The following is an 18192-nucleotide window of genomic DNA, read 5'->3' on the forward strand; positions in this document are numbered from 1 at the left end:
GTCTCACTTCAGGGTGAACTCGACCGGCTCCGCGGAATCCTCGCCCAGTGAGACCTCCAGCTCATAGCCTCCGGCCGCGGCGTCCTCGAGATCCTCGGCGCAGCCTTCCGCCGAGCGCTGGCGGTTCCACTGCATCCGGGCGCTTTCCTTGCCCCCGGCCTCGAGCTCGATCGGACGGTCCTGGCCGTCGATCTGGCAGTGCTTCGAGTCGAAGACCGTGTCTGAGCCGGAGGTGACCGTGAAGTCCATGCGCGCGGTGCCGGCATTGACCATGCAGGGGTACTCGCCCGTGTTCTCGATGGTCATGATCAGGATCGGATCAGCGCCCTCGGCGTAGGTCTCGTGGTCCGTGGACCCCGTGATCTTCAGGGCATCGCCGCAGGCCTGTGCGGCCGGGCCGCTGGCGCCGTCGGTGGTCTGGTCCTGCGGGCGCGCGGAGAAGCCGTCGAAGGGATCCTCCGACTGCGCCGCCTCGGTGGCCACCGCCTCGGGGTCCTCGGCCGTCTCCGAGCCGCCGGTGAGCGCGTTCACCGACCAGATGCCCACCGCGATCAGCAGCAGCACCACAGCCGCCGGGACCAGCAGGCGGGTCAGCCGCTGCGGATCACCGATCCAGCTGCGCCACCGCGGCTGCCGAGCCTCCGGTGCCTCCGCCCAGTCCTCGTCGTCCCAGTCTTCGGCATATCCGCGCTCGTCGTCCCAGTCCTCGGGATAGCCGTGCTCGTCGCCCCAGGTGTCGCGATCGTGGTCGTTGTGCCGCCTGCGGTCAGGGCGCGCACCGCCTGCGGGCTGGCCGTGACGACGTCCCGCTGAGCCGCGCCGCTCCTCACGGTCCAGGTCCCCGCCACCCAGCTCCTCGACACGACCACTCTGGGCTCGGCGCTGGTGCTCAAGCGCATCGCTGGGAGCGGCCTGCTCTTTCGATGAAGCCGCCCCGGCGGCGCGGCCCGGGCGCCGTCGCGCAGGCTTGCCGGTGGCCCAAGCAGGCAGCAGGTCGTCCTCCGGTGCGGAGGCTGCGCGCGAGGAGCGCGCGCCGGAAGACGACGAAGCAGCCCCGTCGCGGGACCCTGCACCGGCTGAGCCGCGCGGAGCAGAGGAATGCGACTGAGGGGCCCCGAAGTCGTCGGGGACGTCATCGTCGTGCGGCAGCTGAGGACCGCGCGGGCCCGGGCCCACCGTGGACAGCTCCTCGGCGGAGTACGGGATCAGGTCGTGGTCGTCCTGATCGATGGGGTCGTCGTCGAGACCCTCGAAATCCAGCGGGTCCTCGGAGGACCGTCTGCGACCGGTGCGCTGCGGCGAAAGCCTCGTCGCGGGCTCGGAGCTCGAGCGCGTCCGGGGCTGCGATCGTTCCTCGGACGGGGTCTGCGGCGCCTCCTGCTGCTCGGCACGGCGGCGGCGCCGGTGATGCTCGGGAGTCGTGGAGGCTCCGAGATCCGGCAGATCGAAGTCCCAGGGGGCGTCCCTGCGCCCGTCATCCGCATCGTCCCGTGCCATGGCCTCCAGGCTACAGTGGCGCGATGCCCAGCCCGCACATCGCCGATCCCTCACCTCAGGATGCTCAGCGACTCGCGCAGATCCGCGACCGGATCGCCGCCTGGTACACCAGCGACGGCCGCGACCTCCCCTGGCGCTGCCCCGAGCGCACCGCCTGGGGCGTGCTGGTCTCGGAGATCATGCTCCAGCAGACTCCCGTGGTGCGCGTGCTGCCCCGCTGGCTCGACTGGATGCGGCGCTGGCCCTCCCCCGCCGACCTTGCCGAGGCCCCGACCGCCGACGTCCTGCGCGCCTGGGACCGCCTGGGCTATCCCCGACGGGCCCTGCGGCTGCAGGCCGCCGCACAGGCGATCGTCGCGGACCACGGCGGCCGCGTGCCGCGCGAGCACGACCAGCTGCTGGCGCTGCCGGGCATCGGGGCCTACACGGCCGCGGCGGTCTCGGCCTTCGCCTTCGGCGAGCGCCAGTGCGTGATCGACACCAACATCCGACGCGTGCACGCTCGCCTCTTCTCCGGCAAGGGGCTGCCGAGCCGGTCCCTGACGGCAGCCGAGACCCGTCTGGCGCGCTCGCTGCTGCCCGAGCAGCGCGCGGCCTCGGTGGTGTGGAACCAGTCCGTGATGGAGCTCGGCGCCCTGATCTGCACGGCTCGGTCTCCGCGCTGCGACCAGTGCCCCGTGCAGGATCTCTGCGCCTGGATCGCAGCCGGTCGCCCGGAGCCGGAGGAGGCCCCGCGGGGACAGTCCTGGAAGGGCACCGACCGGCAGGTGCGCGGCGCGGTCATGGCGGTGCTGCGCGCCGCGGATCAGCCGGTCCCGGAGAGCTGGCTGACGCGGGACCAGCAGGTCACCCTGCCGCGCGGCGCGAGTGCGGATCTGGCCCGCCCCCTCGAGGCCCTGCTGACGCTGGAATCCCCCGTCGAGCAGCGACAGCGCGCGGTCGACGGCCTGGTCTCCGATGGCTTGGCCCACCGCCGCGGCGACAGGATCGCTCTGCCCGGCTGATCCCGACCGGTCTGCGCGGTCCCCGTCAGAGCGTGAGGATCATCCGGGTGTTGCCCAGCGTGTTGGGCTTCACCCGGGCGAGGTCCAGGAACTCGGCCACGCCCTCGTCATGGGAGCGCAGCAGCTCCGCGAAGACGTCCGGGTCGATCGGGCGCTGATCGGCCATGACCCGGAAGCCCTGGCGCTGGAAGAACTCCACCTCGAAGGTCAGGCAGAAGACCCGGTCCACCCCCAGCCTGCGCGCCCGCTCCAGCAGGGCCTCCACGAGCCGCCACCCCACGCCCTGCCCGCGCACCCGCGGGTCGGCGGCCAAGGTGCGGATCTCGGCGAGATCCTGCCACATCACGTGCAGGGCCCCGCAGCCCACGATCCGGGCCGAGGTCCCGCTGGGCGACGGCTGCCCGTAGGCGATCCCGGACTCGTCGACCAGGGCGGCGCCGGAGGGGTCGTCGTCCACGAGCTCGGCGATGAGGAACTCCTGGATGCCCTCGTAGTACGCGACGGTCTCCTTGATCACCAGCACGCCCTCCTGCGCCAGCGGACCCACGAGGGCCTTGATCGCGTGGACGTCGCCCGTGGTGGCAGGGCGCAGGCGCAGCTCGAGAGTCATCCGGAAAGTGTACGACCGCCCGCGACCCTCGCCCTCGCCGAGGCCCCGGCCGAGCCCGGAGAGCGCAGACGACGACGCCCTCCCCGAGCTGAGCTCGGGGAGGGCGTCGTCGCAGGGATCCAGGCGGATCCGCTCGTGCCGGGCAATCAGACCGTGGTCGGGCCCGACTCCGGTCCGTGGCCGGGCTCGGGAGCCTCGGCGCCGGCCGAGCCGGTGTCGCCGTCGGTGCTGTGCGGGACGTTGGTCCCGGACGGCACCTCACCGGGCACCAGATCCGGATCCTGAGCGGAGCCGTCCTGGTCGTCGTCGGAGAACTCCGTGTCCGGCAGCTCGGACATGGCCACCGACGAGAACGTCAGCTTGGCGTCGTCGCCGTCTCCGTCCACATCCACGGAGACGCGCTCGCCCTCCTTGATGTCGCCGAAGAGGATCTTCTCCGAGAGCGCGTCCTCGATCTCGCGCTGGATCGTGCGGCGCAGCGGACGGGCGCCCATGGTTGGGTCGTAGCCGCGCTTGGCCAGCACCTTCTTGGCGGCGTCCGAGACCACGATCGACATGTCCTGCTCGCGCAGGCGCTCCTGGAGACGGGCGACGAACAGATCGACGATCTGGACGATCTCCTTCTCCTCCAGCTGCGGGAACACGACGATCTCGTCCACGCGGTTGAGGAACTCGGGGCGGAAGTGCTCCTTGAGCTCGTCGTTGACGCGCTGCTGCATGCGCTCGTAGTTCGTGGTCGAGTCGTTGCCCGCCTGGAAGCCCATGGGGACGCTGCGCGAGATGTCCTTGGTGCCCAGGTTCGTGGTCATGATGATCACGGTGTTCTTGAAGTCCACCACGCGGCCCTGCGAGTCGGTCAGTCGACCGTCCTCGAGGATCTGCAGCAGCGAGTTGAACAGGTCCTGGTGCGCCTTCTCGACCTCGTCGAAGAGCACGACGGAGAACGGCTTGCGGCGGACCTTCTCGGTCAGCTGGCCGCCCTCCTCGAAGCCGACGTAGCCGGGAGGGGCGCCGAACAGCCGCGAGACCGTGTGCTTCTCCTGGTACTCGGACATGTCCAGCGTGATGAGGGAGTCCTCATCGCCGAACAGGAACTCCGCCAGCGACTTGGCCAGCTCCGTCTTGCCGACGCCCGTGGGGCCGGCGAAGATGAACGACCCGCCGGGGCGCTTGGGGTCCTTGAGGCCCGCACGCGTGCGTCGGATGGAGCGGGAGAGAGCCTTGATGGCCTCCTCCTGGCCCACGACGCGCTTGTGCAGCTCCTCCTCCATGCGGATGAGGCGGCCGGACTCCTCGTCGGTCAGGCGGTACAGCGGCACGCCCGTGGCCGCGGAGAGCACGTCCGAGATGACATCGGGGGTGACCTCGGCGACCTGGTCGCCGCCCTCGCGCCAGGCGGTGTCCTTGTCATCGCGCTCGGACAGCAGCTTCTGCTCCTGATCGCGCAGCGAGGCGGCCTTCTCGTAGTCCTGGCCCTCGATCGCATCCTCCTTGGCCTGCTTGACCTTGGCGATGCGCTCGTCGAGCTCCTTGATCTCCGGCGGGGCCGTCATGCGCTTGATGCGCAGGCGGGCACCGGCCTCGTCGATCAGGTCGATCGCCTTGTCCGGCAGGAAGCGGTCCGAGATGTAGCGGGCCGACTGGTGCACGGCGGCCTCGAGGGCCTCGTCCGAGATCGACACGCGGTGGTGCGCCTCGTACTTGTCGCGCAGGCCCTTGAGGATCTCGATCGAGTGCGCCTCGGAGGGCTCGTCGACCTGGATCGGCTGGAAGCGGCGCTCGAGCGCTGCGTCCTTCTCGATGTGCTTGCGGTACTCATCCAGCGTGGTGGCGCCGATGGTCTGCAGCTCGCCGCGGGCCAGCATGGGCTTGAGGATCGAGGCGGCGTCGATCGCGCCCTCGGCGGCACCCGCGCCGACGAGCGTGTGGATCTCGTCGATGAACAGGATGATGTCGCCGCGGGACTTGATCTCCTTGAGCACCTTCTTGAGGCGCTCCTCGAAATCGCCGCGGTAGCGCGAGCCGGCCACGAGCGAGCCGAGGTCCAGCGTGTAGAGGTGCTTGTCCTTGAGCGTCTCCGGGACGTCGCCGCGCACGATGGCCTGGGCCAGACCCTCGACCACGGCGGTCTTGCCGACGCCCGGCTCGCCGATCAGCACCGGGTTGTTCTTGGTGCGCCGCGACAGGACCTGCATGACGCGCTCCATCTCGCGGGCGCGCCCGATCACGGGGTCGAGCTGGCTCTCGCGGGCCGCTGCCGTCAGGTTGCGCCCGAACTGGTCGAGCACAGCCGAGCCCGCGGGGGTGCCCTCGCCGGAGGTGCGAGCGCCTGCACCCGCGGTCTCCTTCTCCTCGCCGCCGGACTGGTAGCCCGAGATCAGGTCCAGGACGGTCGAGCGGACCTTCTGCGGCTCGGTGCCGAGCTTGGTGAGCACCTGGGCGGCCACGCCCTCGCCTGCGCGGATGATGCCCAGCAGGATGTGCTCGGTGCCGATGTAGTTGTGCCCGAGCTGCAGCGCCTCGCGCAGGGAGAGCTCCAGGACCTTCTTGGCCCGCGGCGTGAAGGGGATGTGCCCGGAGGGGGCCTGCTGACCCGGGCCGATGATGTCCTGGACCTGCTCGCGGGCCCCGTTGAGGGTGATGCCCAGCGAGTCCAGGGCCTTGGCGGCCACGCCCTCGTTCTCGTGGATGAGGCCCAGCAGCAGGTGCTCGGTGCCGATGTAGTTGTGGTTGAGCATCCTGGCCTCCTCCTGGGCCAGGACCACGACCCGTCGGGCCCGATCGGTGAATCGTTCGAACATGGATACTCCTCAGTCGATGTTTGGCACCGATGCTACGCACGCCGGAGGGTCTCGCCGCCATTGTTCGCCACCGGCGAGACGACCCCGCACTGCCCCCCCGAAGGAGCCTTCTGACAGGCGGCCGGAGGCAGCGGCGCTCAGGGCACGGCGGTCCCCGAATGAGGAATCCCCGCACGTCCGGAAGGACGAGCGGGGATCCGCACTGCGATGGAACGGCAATCTCAGATCGAATACCTGCGGGCATTCACCACGAGTTCGTTTCCGAAGCGACCTGAGATTCTCGATTCGGTGATGAATCCCTCAGGCCGCGCGCGCTCACTTGTGAGCGGCGTAGTACGCGTCCTGGACCTCCTGGTGGATGCGGCCGCGATCGGAGACGTTGTAGTTGTTCTCCTTCGCCCAGGCACGGATCTTGGGGGTGTCCGGATTGGCGCGGGTGCCCGAGGACTTCGCGGCGGGGCGGCCGGCCTGCTTGGCCTGAGCCCGGCGGGCCTTGCCCACGTACGGGCGGATGGCCGCGCGCAGCTTGTCCGCGTTGGCAGAGGAGAGGTCGATCTCGTACTGCGCGCCGTCCAGGCCGAAGCGGACGGTCTCGTCCGCGGGGCCGCCGTCCAGGTCGTCCTCGAGAATGATCTTCACGGTCTGCGCCATGTGTGGAGCTCCTTCAGCATAGATTCGATGTGCTCGTGCGGTCAGGAGATCCGCGGAGCCGATTCCAGGCCCGATCACCACGAATTGCGCACTCAGGATCCCCTATTGCCCGCAACTATAGATATCGGATGCCGCTGAAAGCAATTCCCCGGCTCGGAGAAGCCGGGGAATCGGAGAAGAATCAACTGCGCGGCGCATCCTGATGTTCATCGGATCCGCTCCGGGCGGAACCGCGTCCGCCGGATTCCCGCGCCTTCAGATCCTGATACCACTTCTCGGCATCGGCCTGATCGCGATTCACGGCCTCCTGCGCACGGCGCTCACCGCGATCGGCCCGGAACAGGGCCCGCATGGTGAACCAGAAGATCAGCCCCACCCCGATCGAGGGCAGGAGCACAGCGATGTATTCGCCCATGGCGGATCAGTCCTTCTGGGGCTTCATCAAGGGGAACAGGATCGTGTCGCGGATGCCCAGATCCGTGAAGAGCATGATCAGACGGTCCAGGCCCAGCCCCAGTCCGCCCATGGGCGGGGCGCCGTGCTCGAGGGCGCGCAGGAAGTCCTCATCGAGCTGCATGGCCTCGTCGTCGCCGGCCGCGGCCAGGCGGGACTGCTCGGTGAGCCGCTCGCGCTGCACCACCGGGTCGATCAGCTCGGAGAACGCGGTGCCGCGCTCCATGCCGCCGATGATCAGGTCCCAGGCCTCGATGACGTCCGGCTTGTCGCGGTGCGGCCGGGCCAGCGGCTGGGCCGCCGGCGGGTAGTCGCACACGAACGTGGGCTGGATCAGCGTGGGCTCCACGATCTCTCCGAAGAGCTCGATCACGAGCTTCTCGGCACCCCAGGCGGGATCCACCGAGACGTCGTGCTCGGCGGCGATCGCCCGCAGCGCCTCGGCGGGGGTCTCGGGCGTGATCTCCTGTCCCACGGCCTCCGAGAGCCCCGGGTAGACGCTCAGCCACGGCCACTCGCCGCGCAGGTCGATCTCGCCCTTGGCGGTGCGCAGCGGACCGTCGATCCCCAGGGCGTCGGCGGCGGCCACGATCATGCGCTGCATGAGCTCGGCCTGCGAGAACTGATCGCCCCAGGCCTCGTAGACCTCCAGGGTGGTGAACTCCGGGGAGTGCGTGGAGTCCACGCCCTCGTTGCGGAACACCCGCCCGATCTCGAAGACCCGCTCCACCCCGCCCACGACGGCGCGCTTGAGGTAGAGCTCCGTGGCGATGCGCAGGGTCATGTCCTGATCGAACGCATTGAGGTGCGTGGCGAACGGACGGGCCGTGGCGCCGCCGTGCACGAGCTGCAGCACGGGGGTCTCGATCTCGATGTAGCCCTCGTCCTCGAGCGTGCGGCGCACCGCGGAGATGATCGCGGCCCGCTTGCGGACCACGTCGCGCGCCTCCTGGCGCACGAGCAGGTCCAGGTAGCGCTGCCGGACGCGGGTCTCCTCGCTGAGCTCGGATCCCTCGTAGAGATTGGGCAACGGCCGCAGGGCCTTGGAGGCCATCTGCCAGGAGGTCACCATGACGGAGAGCTCGCCGCGGCGGGAGCGGATCACGGTGCCGGTGGCGGCCACGAAGTCGCCCAGGTCCACCAGGGACTTCCACTCGGCCAGCGACTCCTCGCCCACGACCGCCTTGGAGAGCATGAGCTGCAGCTGGACGCCGTCGCCGTCCTGCAGGGCCGCGAAGCACAGCTTGCCGGTGTTGCGCACGAACACCACGCGCCCGGTCACGGAGACGACGTCCTCGGTCTCCTCGCCGGTCTCCAGATGCTCCCAGCCGTCGCGGACCTGGGGCAGCGTGTGGGTCCGGGGGACCTCGACCGGGTAGGCCTGGCGACCCGTCTCGAGCAGCGCGGCGCGCTTGTCCATGCGGAACTGCCGCTGCTCGTCGCTGCGGGCGGCCTCGGCCGCGGCGGACGAGGACTCGGGTGCGGGGCTGGCTGCGTTCTCGCGCGTCTGATCAGTGGTCACAGTCCCCCAGGATAGCCACCGGCCGGGGTGTCGTCGCATCGGCACCGGGCCCCCGGCCGGCGGTGAGAGCCGCCTCACGGACGCGGAGCGGCCTCGATCTCCCGGTTGTCGATCAGCCGCGTGGTCCCCACCCGTGCGGCCACCAGGGCCAGGGCCCCGGGGCGCGGCGGGACCTCGCTCAGGGTCTCGGGGTCCACGACCACGAGGTAGTCGAGCTCCACCGTGGGCCCGGTGCCGATCGGCTCCTCGTCGATCCGACGGCGGGCCTCCGGCAGGTCGATCTCCCCGAGGGCGAGCTCCCCCAGCGTGCGGGAGAGCACGAGCCCGGCCCGACGCTCGTCGTCGTCCAGGTACGCGTTGCGCGACGACAGCGCGAGCCCGTCCGGGGCCCGCACGATCGGGACCGGCCGGATCTCGACGTCCAGGTTCGTGTCGCGGACCATGCGCTGCACGATCAGCAGCTGCTGGGCGTCCTTCTGCCCGAAGTACGCCCGCAGCGGCTGCTGCGTGCGTCCTGAGACCAGGCTCAGCAGCTTGTTGACGACGGTGACCACGCCGTCGAAGTGGCCGGGGCGCGAGGCTCCGTCCAGCACCGTCCCGAGCCGCCCCGAACTCACGGTCACCAGCGGGTCCCCGCCCGGGTACATGTCCTCGAGGCCGGGAGCGAAGACCAGATCGACGCCCAGCCCCCCGAGCAGCTCCAGGTCTGCCTCCAGGTCCGACGGGTAGCGCTCGAAGTCCTCGTTCGGTCCGAACTGCAGCGGGTTCACGAAGATGGAGACGATCACCAGGTCGTTCTCCTCGCGGGCCCGGCGCACCAGGTGCGCGTGCCCCTCGTGAAGCGCACCCATGGTCGGCACGAAGCCGATGGACAGCTGCGCTCCCCGCCGGGCGACCTCCCGCCGCACGACGGCGCGCAGCTTCTCCGGCTCGCGCACCACGACGGGGTCCGACGATTCCGCGGAACCGCGCGGCGCCGAGGCATCGGCCGCGGGGAAGCCGCCGAGAGCGGCGGCGCCCTGCCCGACGGCCGCGTGGGCGCTGCCGGATCCCTCGCTCCGGCTCAGGCCCAGCGCCTCGAGGACCTGCGCGTGCTGGGCCTCGGTGAGCATGCCGCGGTCCCGGGCTCGGTCAGCCGTCAGGGCCGCGAGCGCCCGGTAGGCCCGGTCGATGTCCTGCTGACCGGTGCCCAGGGCGTGCTCGGCCAGGGTCTGGCGGTGCTCGGCCACGGTGCCGGCGTCGCCGCGGGCCACCGGGCCGGTCAGCGCCGACTCCCCCACCGACAGAGCGTTGTCCAGCGCGGCACGCGCCAGGGGTCCGAGCACGCGCTCCGGCTGCTCGAGTCCCAGCTCGCCCAGCAGCTGCAGGGCCTGGCCGGTGATCGTGGTGAGGTGGTTGGCGCCGTGGGCCAGGGCCGCGTGGTAGATCGGCCGGTCGGCCTCGGCGATGACCACGGGCTCGCCGCCCATCTCCATGACCAGCGCCTGCGCGATCGGCAGCACCGCCGCCGGGGCGGTGACGCCGAACGCGCAGCCGCTGAGCCGCGGCAGGTCCAGACTCAGCCCGGTGAACGTCATGGACGGGTGGATCGCCAGCCCGATGGCTCCGGCCTGCCGCGCCGGCTCCAGGACCTCCACGCCCCAGCGGCCGGCGGTGTGTGCCACGAGCTGCCCGGCCTGCCAGTGCCCGGTCGCGGCCAGTCCGCTCACCAGGTCGGCCAGCTGATCGTCGGGAACGGCCAGCAGCACGAGCTCCGCGCGCTCCACGATCTGCTGCGGGGTGAGGATCGGGACCTCGGGCAGCAGCAGCTCGGCACGCTCCCGGGAGGCCTCCGAGACGGCGGCGACCCCCACCACCCCGTGCCCGGCGTCACGCAGCGCGGCTCCCAGCACCGCCCCCACTCGCCCGGCGCCGATCACGCCGACTCCCAGGCGCCCGGGGCGGTTGGCGGCTTCGCTCACGGTCTTCTCCTGTGTGCTCTCGGGTCTGCGGGTCTCTGGGCCGACGCCCGCTGCGGCGGTCCCGACGGCTCCTGCGACGGTGCTGCTGCGACGTTCCGGCGCAGCGCCACCACCCTACGACGGGCGGTGCGCTCGCGCGCACGCTCAGCCCCTGGCGCCCACGAGGGTGTGCTTCTCATGCGCCCGCAGCGACTGCTCGGACACGAAGCGCTCGGCGACCTCCCGGTCCATGGCCATGATCATGGGGCTGACCGGTCCCTGGATCGAATGCAGGCTGACGTCCGAGAGATCCAGCCAGCGCGCCAGCGGCCCTCGCGAGATCTCCATCGACTGGATCTTCCCGTGCGGGACCAGGCAGGCGGTGCGGGAGAGCCTGCCGTCGATCGTGACGACCTCACGCCGCGTCACCGCGAAGCCCCGACGACGGCGCACGACCCAGGAGATGCGCGCCGCTCGGCGCGGCGAGATCGTGAACCGGGACTCGGGATCCTCCACGAGATCGGCCGTGAGGCCGTAGCGCGCCGTCTCGAAGGCCTCGCGCGACTCGTCGGCGCCCAGCGCCTCGGCGAGCATGATCGCCAGGTGCTCGTCGGTCGCCACCGGGATCAGCGTGGTGCGTCCCGAGCCGTTCATCTCCTCGGCGGGATCGCCGTAGCCGGCCACGTTGATCGCCACGCGGCTCCAGCCCGGGCGCCGCCACAGCATGGGGCGGTTCACCTTCAGCGCCTGGATCCGGCCCGTGGGCACGGTCTGGGAGACCGTGCTGAGCAGCCCGTAGCGCAGCCGCAGACCGCTGTCGGTGCGGTAGGCGCTGAAGCCCCAGGTCTTCTCGAGGCGCTGGAAAAGCGAGACCACCAGTCCCACGACGACCGGGATCCAGCCCGCGAAGGCCGCGCCCATGAACTCGGGGAAGAAGATCAGCGCCGCGAGCGCCGCCGCCCCGACGACCACGAGCATCACCATGGATGGGCTCAGGGCCCAGGACAGCAGGACGCGGCTCACGGGAACGCGCAGCAGCAGCTGCTCTGCGCCGTGGTCCTGAGCCGCGGCCGGGACAGCGGCTCGCGCCCAGGGCAGCGCCGCCTCGGCATCGCCGGCCTCCGGCTGCGGACGGCTGCGCGAGAGCAGCTGGGAGCGCAGCCGTCGTGCGTGGGCATGGGTCAGGTAGCGCAGCACGACGGCCGACTCGCCGGCATCGGCGACCTCGAAGCTCAGCTCGGCCAGGCCGAAGATCCGCGCGCCCAGGGGCCGCCGGATGTCGAGGGCCTGGACGCGATCCAGGCGGGTCTGGCGCTCCTGGCGGGCCAGGGCGCCCTGGCGCAGGCGCACGTGGGTGTCGGTGATCTGATACGTGGTGAACCACCAGGCGACCAGCGAGAACAGTGCCACGACCACCAGCAGGCCCACGACGACGAGCGCACCCACCAGCAGCAGCACGAGCCACAGGACGGTGCCCTCGAGCATCGAGGCCCAGCCCGGCAGGCCCTCCGCGGAGTCGTTGAGACCGGGGCCGTCGCCGCGGAAGAAGCCGTCCATGACGTTGGACAGCAGCACTCCCAGGACCGCGAGCACCACGATCCAGCCGCGTATCAGCGGCGAGAGCGGGTGGAGGCGGTGCCAGTCCTCGGCCGAGTCCGGCTGATGCGCCTCCGCCTCCGGGGAGGCGCCCGTCGGCTGGGCCTCCGAATGCTGCGCAGGGCTGCGATCAGACATCTGCTCGCCCCTCACAGCTCGATCAGGCGGGCTTCCCCGCGCTCGGTGAGCCTCTCGCGCAGCCGCCTGGCCTCTTCGGCGGTGATCCCCGGCAGCTCGGCGTCGGTCTCCGCCGAGGCGGTGTGCAGGGTGATCGACGACAGTCCGAACATCCGCAGGATCGGTCCGCTGCTGACGTCCACGTACTGCATGCGGCCGTAGGGCACCACGACCAGCGTGCGGACCAGAAGGCCCTTGCGGACCATGAAGTCATCCGCGTCCTCGCGGTAGCCGTAGGAGCGCACGCGCCGCGGGGTCAGCAGGACCTGCACGAGGCACAGCACCGCGACCCCGAGGGGCCACGGCAGCACGGCCCACCACGAGGCCTCGCCCCACACGCCCACGAGCTTGAGCACGAGCGGCCAGCCCACCGCCGCCGCGAAGATCAGATAGCCGATCACCTCCGAGATCACGCGCACTCGGATGTACCTGGGGTCCAGCCCCTTCCACTGTCCGTCCTGGGGGCCGGGGGCCGGCAGGGTGGCAGGATCATCAGCGCGCAGCCTCGGAGCGCCGTCGGGCTCATGGGTCATGATCGAGATGCTCCTGATCGAGAAGATGACGGATCAGCACCCCACAGTAAGGGGCCTGCCAGCGCACGCACATCCTCCGTGCGAGGGATCCCTGCCCTCCGGAGGCACGAGGCTCAGTCGCGCCAGCGGGCGAGCCCGCCCTCCTCGGCCGTGCGGCCCCGACCGCGCTCGGCGGCGCCGTCGGCCTCCGCGTCCGGGTCCTCCGGCGGGATGCGGCAGAAGCGCTCGACGATCCACCCGACGACGGCCAGCGCGACCCCCACACCCACCTGGAACAGGCAGCGCCACAGCGGCCCCTGATCCGTGCGCAGGGAGATCAGCGCGGCCTGGTCCACGGCGAGCATGGCGTGCCAGCCCAGGCACAGGGCGCCCAGCACGGCCACGGCCTGCGCCAGGGCGGCGATCACGGTGCCCCAGGTGCGGTCCATGCGGATCTCGCGGTCGCCGTCGCGCAGCCTGCGCACGCGCAGTCCGGCGACCAGCAGGATCGCGGCGAAGACCAGCAGGGCGATCCCGGAGGCCACCGGCAGGGCCAGCAGGGGCCCGTGCAGGCTCTCGGAGACCAGCTGGGCGATCCAGCCGCCCATGAAGGCGACCGCCGCGAGCACCGCGAGCAGCCGCACCGTCAGCCCCTTCACCATGTTCCTGCCTCCGTCCTCGATCCTGTCCGCCGCCGGCTCAGTCGTCCGCGGTCTCGTCCTCGCCGGGGGCGTCCTCCAGGCGGAAGGTCTGCGCCCGTACGCCCCGGGCATCCGAGGCCTGCGCCGCCAGCTCGGCGATCCTGCTCCCGGCGAGCTCGGCCTGGGGCTCGAGCAGCGCCCAGGGGAAGAGCACGAAGGCCCTCTCGTGGGCCCGCGGGTGCGGGATGGTCAGCTCGGGATCATCCATCACCGCGCCGTCGAAGTCGATGATGTCCAGATCCAGGGTGCGCGGACCCCACCGCTCCAGGCGCACGCGGTCGTGATCCGCCTCGATGCGCTGGCACAGTGCGAGCAGTTCCCTGGGCGAGAGCTCGGTGCTCAGCCGCACCACGCCGTTGAGGAACTGCGGCTGGCCGGGCGGCCCGCCCACCGGATCGGTGATCGCGATCGGGGAGACCGCCTCCACGCTCACCCCGGGGGCGGCGCGCAGCTGCTCGACCGCCGAGCGCAGCAGCTGCCCGCGGTCCCCGAGGTTGGAGCCCATGCCGATCAGCGCCCGCGGCATCAGGACCGCCCCCTCAGCACCGTCACGGCCACGTCCCGGAAGGCCACCTCGATCGGGGCGTGCGGCTTGTGCACGGTGACCTCGACAGCCTCCAGAAGGGCCTGCTCCCGCAGCAGCCGGGCCGCGATCCGCTCGGCCAGAGCCTCGATGAGATCCACCGGCGGGCCGACGATCTCCTCGTGGACGGCCTCGGCGACCTCTCCGTAGTGCACGGTGCGGGTCAGCTCGTCCGAGCTGCCCGCAGGACGCAGGTCCAGGTGCAGCACCAGGTCGACCGAGAACTCCTGGCCGTCGCGGCGCTCGTGGTCGAACACCCCGTGATGGCCCACCGCGGTGAGTCCGCTCAGCGCGATCCGATCTGCGCTCATGCGATCCCCTCCTTGCCGACGGGGCGGTTCCAAGCCCCGGCCACGGCGAGGGCGTCGACGCTCGAGGCGACGTCGTGCACGCGCACCGCCCACGCCCCGCGATCGGCCGACAGCGCCGAGATGGCCGCCGTGGCGATATCTCGCTGATCCGCTGGACGCGGCTCGGTGCCGTTGCCGAGCAGATGGCCGATGAAGCGCTTGCGCGAGGCCGCCACCAGGATCGGATAGCCGGTGGCCACGAACCGCGGCAGGGCCTCCAGCAGCTGCCAGTCCTGCCGCCCTCCCTTGGCGAAGCCGAGCCCCGGATCCAGCACGAGCTTGGAGGGATCCAGCCCGGCATCGAGGAAGCGCTGGGCGACCTCATGGATCTCGCGCAGCACATCGCCCACGAGGTCGTCGTAGACCGCCAGCGAGTCCATGGTCCCGGGGGTGCCGCGGGAGTGCATGCAGATGTACGGCGCCTGCCGTTCGGCGACCAGCGGGACCATGCCGTCGCGCACAGCCACGCCGGAGACGTCGTTGACGCAGTGCGCCCCGGCGTCCAGGGCGGCCTCTGCGGTCGACGGGTTGAAGGTGTCCACGGACAGCACGATTCCAGCATCCGACAGCTCGCGGATCACCGGCAGGATGCGCCGGCGCTCCTCCTCCGGATCCACGCGCTGCGAACCGGGGCGGGTGGACTCGCCGCCGACGTCGATCAGATCCGCGCCCTGGGAGGCGAGCTCGTGCCCGTGGGCGATCGCGGCCCGGTGGGAGTCGTGCCGGCCGCCGTCGGAGAAGGAGTCCGGCGTGACGTTGAGGATGCCCATGACGAGCGTGCGACCGGAGGGCAGCCCCGCCCAGTCCCCCCAGCCCAGCTCGCGGCGGACGGCAGCGGGCTGCGGGGCGACGGCCTCCGGAGGGGTGGGCTGCATGGTCGTCTCAGCCTCCCAGGATCAGGCTCATGGCCTCGGAGCGGGTGGCGGGCTCGCGCAGCTGGCCGCGCACCGCGGAGGTCACGGTGGACGCGCCGGGCTTGCGCACCCCGCGCATGGACATGCACAGGTGCTCGCACTGCACCACCACGATCGCCCCGGCGGCGTTGAGCTCGCCCATGAGGGCGTCGGCGATCTGGGTGGTCAGCCGCTCCTGGACCTGCGGGCGGCGGGCGTAGACCTCCACGAGCCGGGCGATCTTGGACAGGCCCGTGACCCGGCCCGAGGGCCCTGGGATGTAGCCCACGTGCGCGCTGCCGTGGAAGGGCACGAGGTGGTGCTCGCAGGTCGAGTAGAACGAGATGTCCTTGACCAGCACCAGCTCGGAGTGCCCGATGTCGAACGAGGCGCTGAGCACCTCCGACGGATCCTGGGCGAGCCCGGAGAACATCTCGGCATAGGCGCGGGCCACCCGGTCCGGGGTCTCTCTCAGGCCCTCGCGATCGGGGTCCTCCCCGATCGCGGACAGGATCTCCCGGACCGCGTCCCGGATGCGCGGCTGATCGACCGGGGCGAGATCACCGGGGCCGCCGCCGACCTCGTGGTGGTCCTGCTGCTGCATCGCTCAGCCACGCTCCCTGTCATCGGGGGCGTCCTGGTCCCAGGGGGCGTCGTCCGAGCCCGCCGCGGTGGAGCCGGAGCGCCCGGAGGGCGCCTGCCCGTCGCCGGACTCGGAGCGGTCGTCGCGCCCGTCGCGATCGGGGTGCTCGGCGTCCGGCTCGTCGTCGTGGCGGCGCCTGGCCTGACGCTGCTCGGGGTCCTCGCCCTCGCCGGGCATGGCCTCGAAGCGCTCGCGCTCCTCGGGGGATGCCTCGGCCAGCTCCTCCTTCTCGCGGGAGGTGGTCACCGGGGGCAGGTCCGACTGCGGGCGGCCCTCGGCGGAGATCCACTGCTGCCGCTCGGGCTGGCGGACCAGCTCGGCGAAGATCTCGGCGATGTCCGCCTCGAGGAGGGTCTCGCGCTCGAGCAGCTCCAGGGCCAGGCGGTCCAGGATCTCGCGGTTGGCCACCAGGATCTGATGGGCCTCGTTCTGCGCGTTCTCCAGCAGCGCGCGGACCTCGGCGTCGACGATCGCCGCCGTGGCCTCCGAGTAGCCGCGCACCTCCGAGCCGCCGCGGCCCATGAACGGCTGGCTGTCGTCGCCGCCGAGCTTCATGGAGCCCACGCGCGAGCTCATGCCGTACTGCGTGACCATCTTGCGGGCCGTGTCGGTGGCCTTCTGGATGTCGTTGGCCGCGCCCGAGGACGGGTCCTTGAACACGACCTCCTCCGCGGCGCGCCCGCCCATGGCATAGGCCATCTGATCGAGCAGCTCGTGGCGGGTGGTCGAGTACTTGTCGTCCGCCGGCATGACCATGGTGTAGCCCAGGGCCCGGCCGCGCGGCAGGATCGTGATCTTGGTGACCGGATCGGTGTTGCGAAGCGCCGCCGCCACCAGGGCGTGGCCGCCCTCGTGGTAGGCGGTGACCTTGCGCTCGTGCTCCTTCATGAGCCGCGAGTGCTTCTGCGGTCCGGCGATCACGCGGTCGATCGCCTCGTCCACGGCGCGGTCGTCGATCAGCTGGGCGTGCGAGCGCGCGGTGAGAAGCGCGGCCTCGTTCATGACGTTGGCGAGCTCGGCGCCGGTGAAGCCCGGCGTCCGCTTGGCCACCGAGCGCAGGTCGACCGACTCGTGCAGCGGCTTGTCCTGCGCGTGCACACGCAGGATCTGCTCGCGGCCCTTCATGTCCGGGGCGTCCACGCCGATCTGGCGGTCGAAGCGGCCCGGGCGCAGCAGGGCGGGGTCCAGTACGTCCGGGCGGTTGGTCGCGGCGATCAGGATGACGTTGGTCCCGGCCTCGAAGCCGTCCATCTCCACGAGCAGCTGGTTCAGGGTCTGCTCGCGCTCGTCGTTGCCGCCGCCCATGCCGGCCCCGCGCTGGCGGCCGACGGCGTCGATCTCGTCCACGAAGATGATCGCCGGCGCCGACTCCTTGGCGGTCTGGAACAGGTCGCGGACTCGCGAGGCGCCCACGCCCACGAACATCTCCACGAAGTCCGAGCCGGAGATCGAGAAGAACGGGACGCTGGCCTCCCCCGCCACGGCCTTGGCCAGCAGGGTCTTGCCGGTTCCGGGAGGGCCGTAGAGCAGCACGCCCTTGGGGACCTTGGCGCCCAGGGCGGTGTAGCGATCGCGGTCGACCAGGAACTGCTTGATCTCGTCGAGCTCCTGCACGGCCTCGTCCGCGCCGGCCACGTCCTTGAACGTGACCTGCGGGTTGTCCATATCGAACTTCTTGGCCTTGGAGCGGCCGAACTTCATGACCTGGGAGCCGCCGCCCTGCATGCGGGCGAACACGAACCAGAAGATCGCCAGGATGATCAGGAACGGCAGCAGGAACTGCAGCAGGGACAGGAACCAGTTGGTCTGCACCGGCTGATCGGTGTAGCCCTCGAGCCCGGCGTCGTCGATGGCCTGCACGACCTGCTCGCCGCGCGGCTCGACGTAGAAGAACTCGACGTTGCGCCCGTAGTCGCGTCCGTCCGCGGAGTAGTCCTCCGCCAGCGTCAGCTCGACCTTCTGATCGCCGTCGTAGATCTTGGCCTCGGTGGCCTTGTCGTCCTGCAGCAGCTCCAGGCCCACGTTGGTGTCCACCCGATTGCCTCCGCCGGAGGTCAGTGTGGACAAGACGGGGATCAGGACGAGCAGAGCCAGCAGGACCCAGATGAAGGGTCCCCTCAGGAAGCTCTTCTTCTTCTTCTCAGTGGCCAAGGCCGTGGGTCCTCTCTTCGCATTTCCCGTCCGCGATGCGTCGCGAGGCCGCCGGGCGTGCCGGAGCCTGATGTGCAAGGGTATCGCCCGGTCCGCTCGGCATCGTGC

The 18192-nt window shown here is 71.2% G+C and carries 16 protein-coding genes; 1 reads left to right on the forward strand and 15 read right to left on the reverse strand.

All coding sequences use genetic code 11. The features are described from left to right. Positions 1 to 3 precede the first annotated feature (3 nt). On the reverse strand, positions 4 to 1497 hold the full coding sequence (locus tag QSJ40_RS09490; RefSeq protein ID WP_285730519.1) for a hypothetical protein: 1494 nt from the start codon (positions 1495 to 1497) through the stop codon (positions 4 to 6). Between the two features lie 23 nt (positions 1498 to 1520). Between QSJ40_RS09490 and QSJ40_RS09495 the strand changes: the two genes are divergently transcribed. After that, positions 1521 to 2501: an iron-sulfur binding domain-containing protein gene (locus QSJ40_RS09495; RefSeq protein WP_285730521.1), complete on the forward strand. Its 981-nt coding sequence runs from the start codon at positions 1521 to 1523 to the stop codon at positions 2499 to 2501. A 25-nt stretch (positions 2502 to 2526) separates the two neighbouring features. Here QSJ40_RS09495 and QSJ40_RS09500 read toward each other — a convergent pair whose 3' ends face one another. The 14 genes from QSJ40_RS09500 to ftsH all read right to left on the reverse strand — a co-directional run bounded on the left by QSJ40_RS09500 (position 2527) and on the right by ftsH (position 18084). After that, complete coding sequence (locus tag QSJ40_RS09500; RefSeq protein WP_058872127.1) at positions 2527 to 3111, reverse strand: amino-acid N-acetyltransferase; 585 nt, start codon at positions 3109 to 3111, stop codon at positions 2527 to 2529. Between the two features lie 146 nt (positions 3112 to 3257). Then, positions 3258 to 5912, reverse strand: coding sequence for an ATP-dependent Clp protease ATP-binding subunit (locus QSJ40_RS09505; RefSeq protein ID WP_285730524.1), 2655 nt, complete (start codon positions 5910 to 5912; stop codon positions 3258 to 3260). Positions 5913 to 6227: 315 nt separating this feature from the next. Beyond that, positions 6228 to 6563: a histone-like nucleoid-structuring protein Lsr2 gene (locus QSJ40_RS09510; protein ID WP_006213592.1), complete on the reverse strand. Its 336-nt coding sequence runs from the start codon at positions 6561 to 6563 to the stop codon at positions 6228 to 6230. Between the two features lie 181 nt (positions 6564 to 6744). Beyond that, positions 6745 to 6978: a hypothetical protein gene (locus QSJ40_RS09515; protein ID WP_053446827.1), complete on the reverse strand. Its 234-nt coding sequence runs from the start codon at positions 6976 to 6978 to the stop codon at positions 6745 to 6747. Positions 6979 to 6984: 6 nt separating this feature from the next. Beyond that, positions 6985 to 8436, reverse strand: a complete 1452-nt coding sequence (lysS, locus tag QSJ40_RS09520) for a lysine--tRNA ligase (protein ID WP_502875249.1) — start codon at positions 8434 to 8436, stop codon at positions 6985 to 6987. A 176-nt stretch (positions 8437 to 8612) separates the two neighbouring features. Next, positions 8613 to 10499: a pantoate--beta-alanine ligase gene (gene panC, locus QSJ40_RS12905; RefSeq protein WP_502875247.1), complete on the reverse strand. Its 1887-nt coding sequence runs from the start codon at positions 10497 to 10499 to the stop codon at positions 8613 to 8615. A gap of 144 nt (positions 10500 to 10643) precedes the next feature. Continuing rightward, complete coding sequence (locus QSJ40_RS09535) at positions 10644 to 12212, reverse strand: PH domain-containing protein (RefSeq protein ID WP_206390973.1); 1569 nt, start codon at positions 12210 to 12212, stop codon at positions 10644 to 10646. Positions 12213 to 12223: 11 nt separating this feature from the next. Continuing rightward, a complete protein-coding gene (locus tag QSJ40_RS09540) occupies positions 12224 to 12784 on the reverse strand; it encodes a PH domain-containing protein (RefSeq protein ID WP_006213597.1) in 561 nt (186 codons plus the stop codon). A 113-nt stretch (positions 12785 to 12897) separates the two neighbouring features. Continuing rightward, the gene (locus tag QSJ40_RS09545) at positions 12898 to 13425 is read right to left on the reverse strand and encodes a DUF3180 domain-containing protein (RefSeq protein WP_051990391.1); all 528 of its coding nucleotides are present in this window, start codon (positions 13423 to 13425) and stop codon (positions 12898 to 12900) included. 37 nt (positions 13426 to 13462) lie between these two features. Beyond that, the gene (folK, locus tag QSJ40_RS09550) at positions 13463 to 13990 is read right to left on the reverse strand and encodes a 2-amino-4-hydroxy-6-hydroxymethyldihydropteridine diphosphokinase (protein WP_006213599.1); all 528 of its coding nucleotides are present in this window, start codon (positions 13988 to 13990) and stop codon (positions 13463 to 13465) included. Beyond that, positions 13990 to 14358 (reverse strand): dihydroneopterin aldolase, encoded by a 369-nt coding sequence (gene folB, locus QSJ40_RS09555; protein ID WP_006213600.1) that lies wholly within the window; start codon positions 14356 to 14358, stop codon positions 13990 to 13992. The genes folK and folB overlap by 1 nt, the downstream gene beginning before the upstream one ends. Next, a complete protein-coding gene (gene folP / locus QSJ40_RS09560) occupies positions 14355 to 15272 on the reverse strand; it encodes a dihydropteroate synthase (RefSeq protein WP_006213601.1) in 918 nt (305 codons plus the stop codon). Before folP ends, folB begins: the two co-directional genes overlap by 4 nt. A 7-nt stretch (positions 15273 to 15279) precedes the next feature. Then, a complete protein-coding gene (folE, locus tag QSJ40_RS09565; protein ID WP_285730539.1) occupies positions 15280 to 15894 on the reverse strand; it encodes a GTP cyclohydrolase I FolE in 615 nt (204 codons plus the stop codon). A gap of 3 nt (positions 15895 to 15897) precedes the next feature. Further along, positions 15898 to 18084, reverse strand: a complete 2187-nt coding sequence (gene ftsH / locus QSJ40_RS09570; RefSeq protein WP_006213603.1) for an ATP-dependent zinc metalloprotease FtsH — start codon at positions 18082 to 18084, stop codon at positions 15898 to 15900. Positions 18085 to 18192 lie beyond the last annotated feature (108 nt).

Source organism: Kocuria sp. NBRC 114282 (assembly GCF_030268385.1).
Taxonomy (GTDB): Bacteria; Actinomycetota; Actinomycetes; order Actinomycetales; family Micrococcaceae; genus Kocuria; species Kocuria palustris.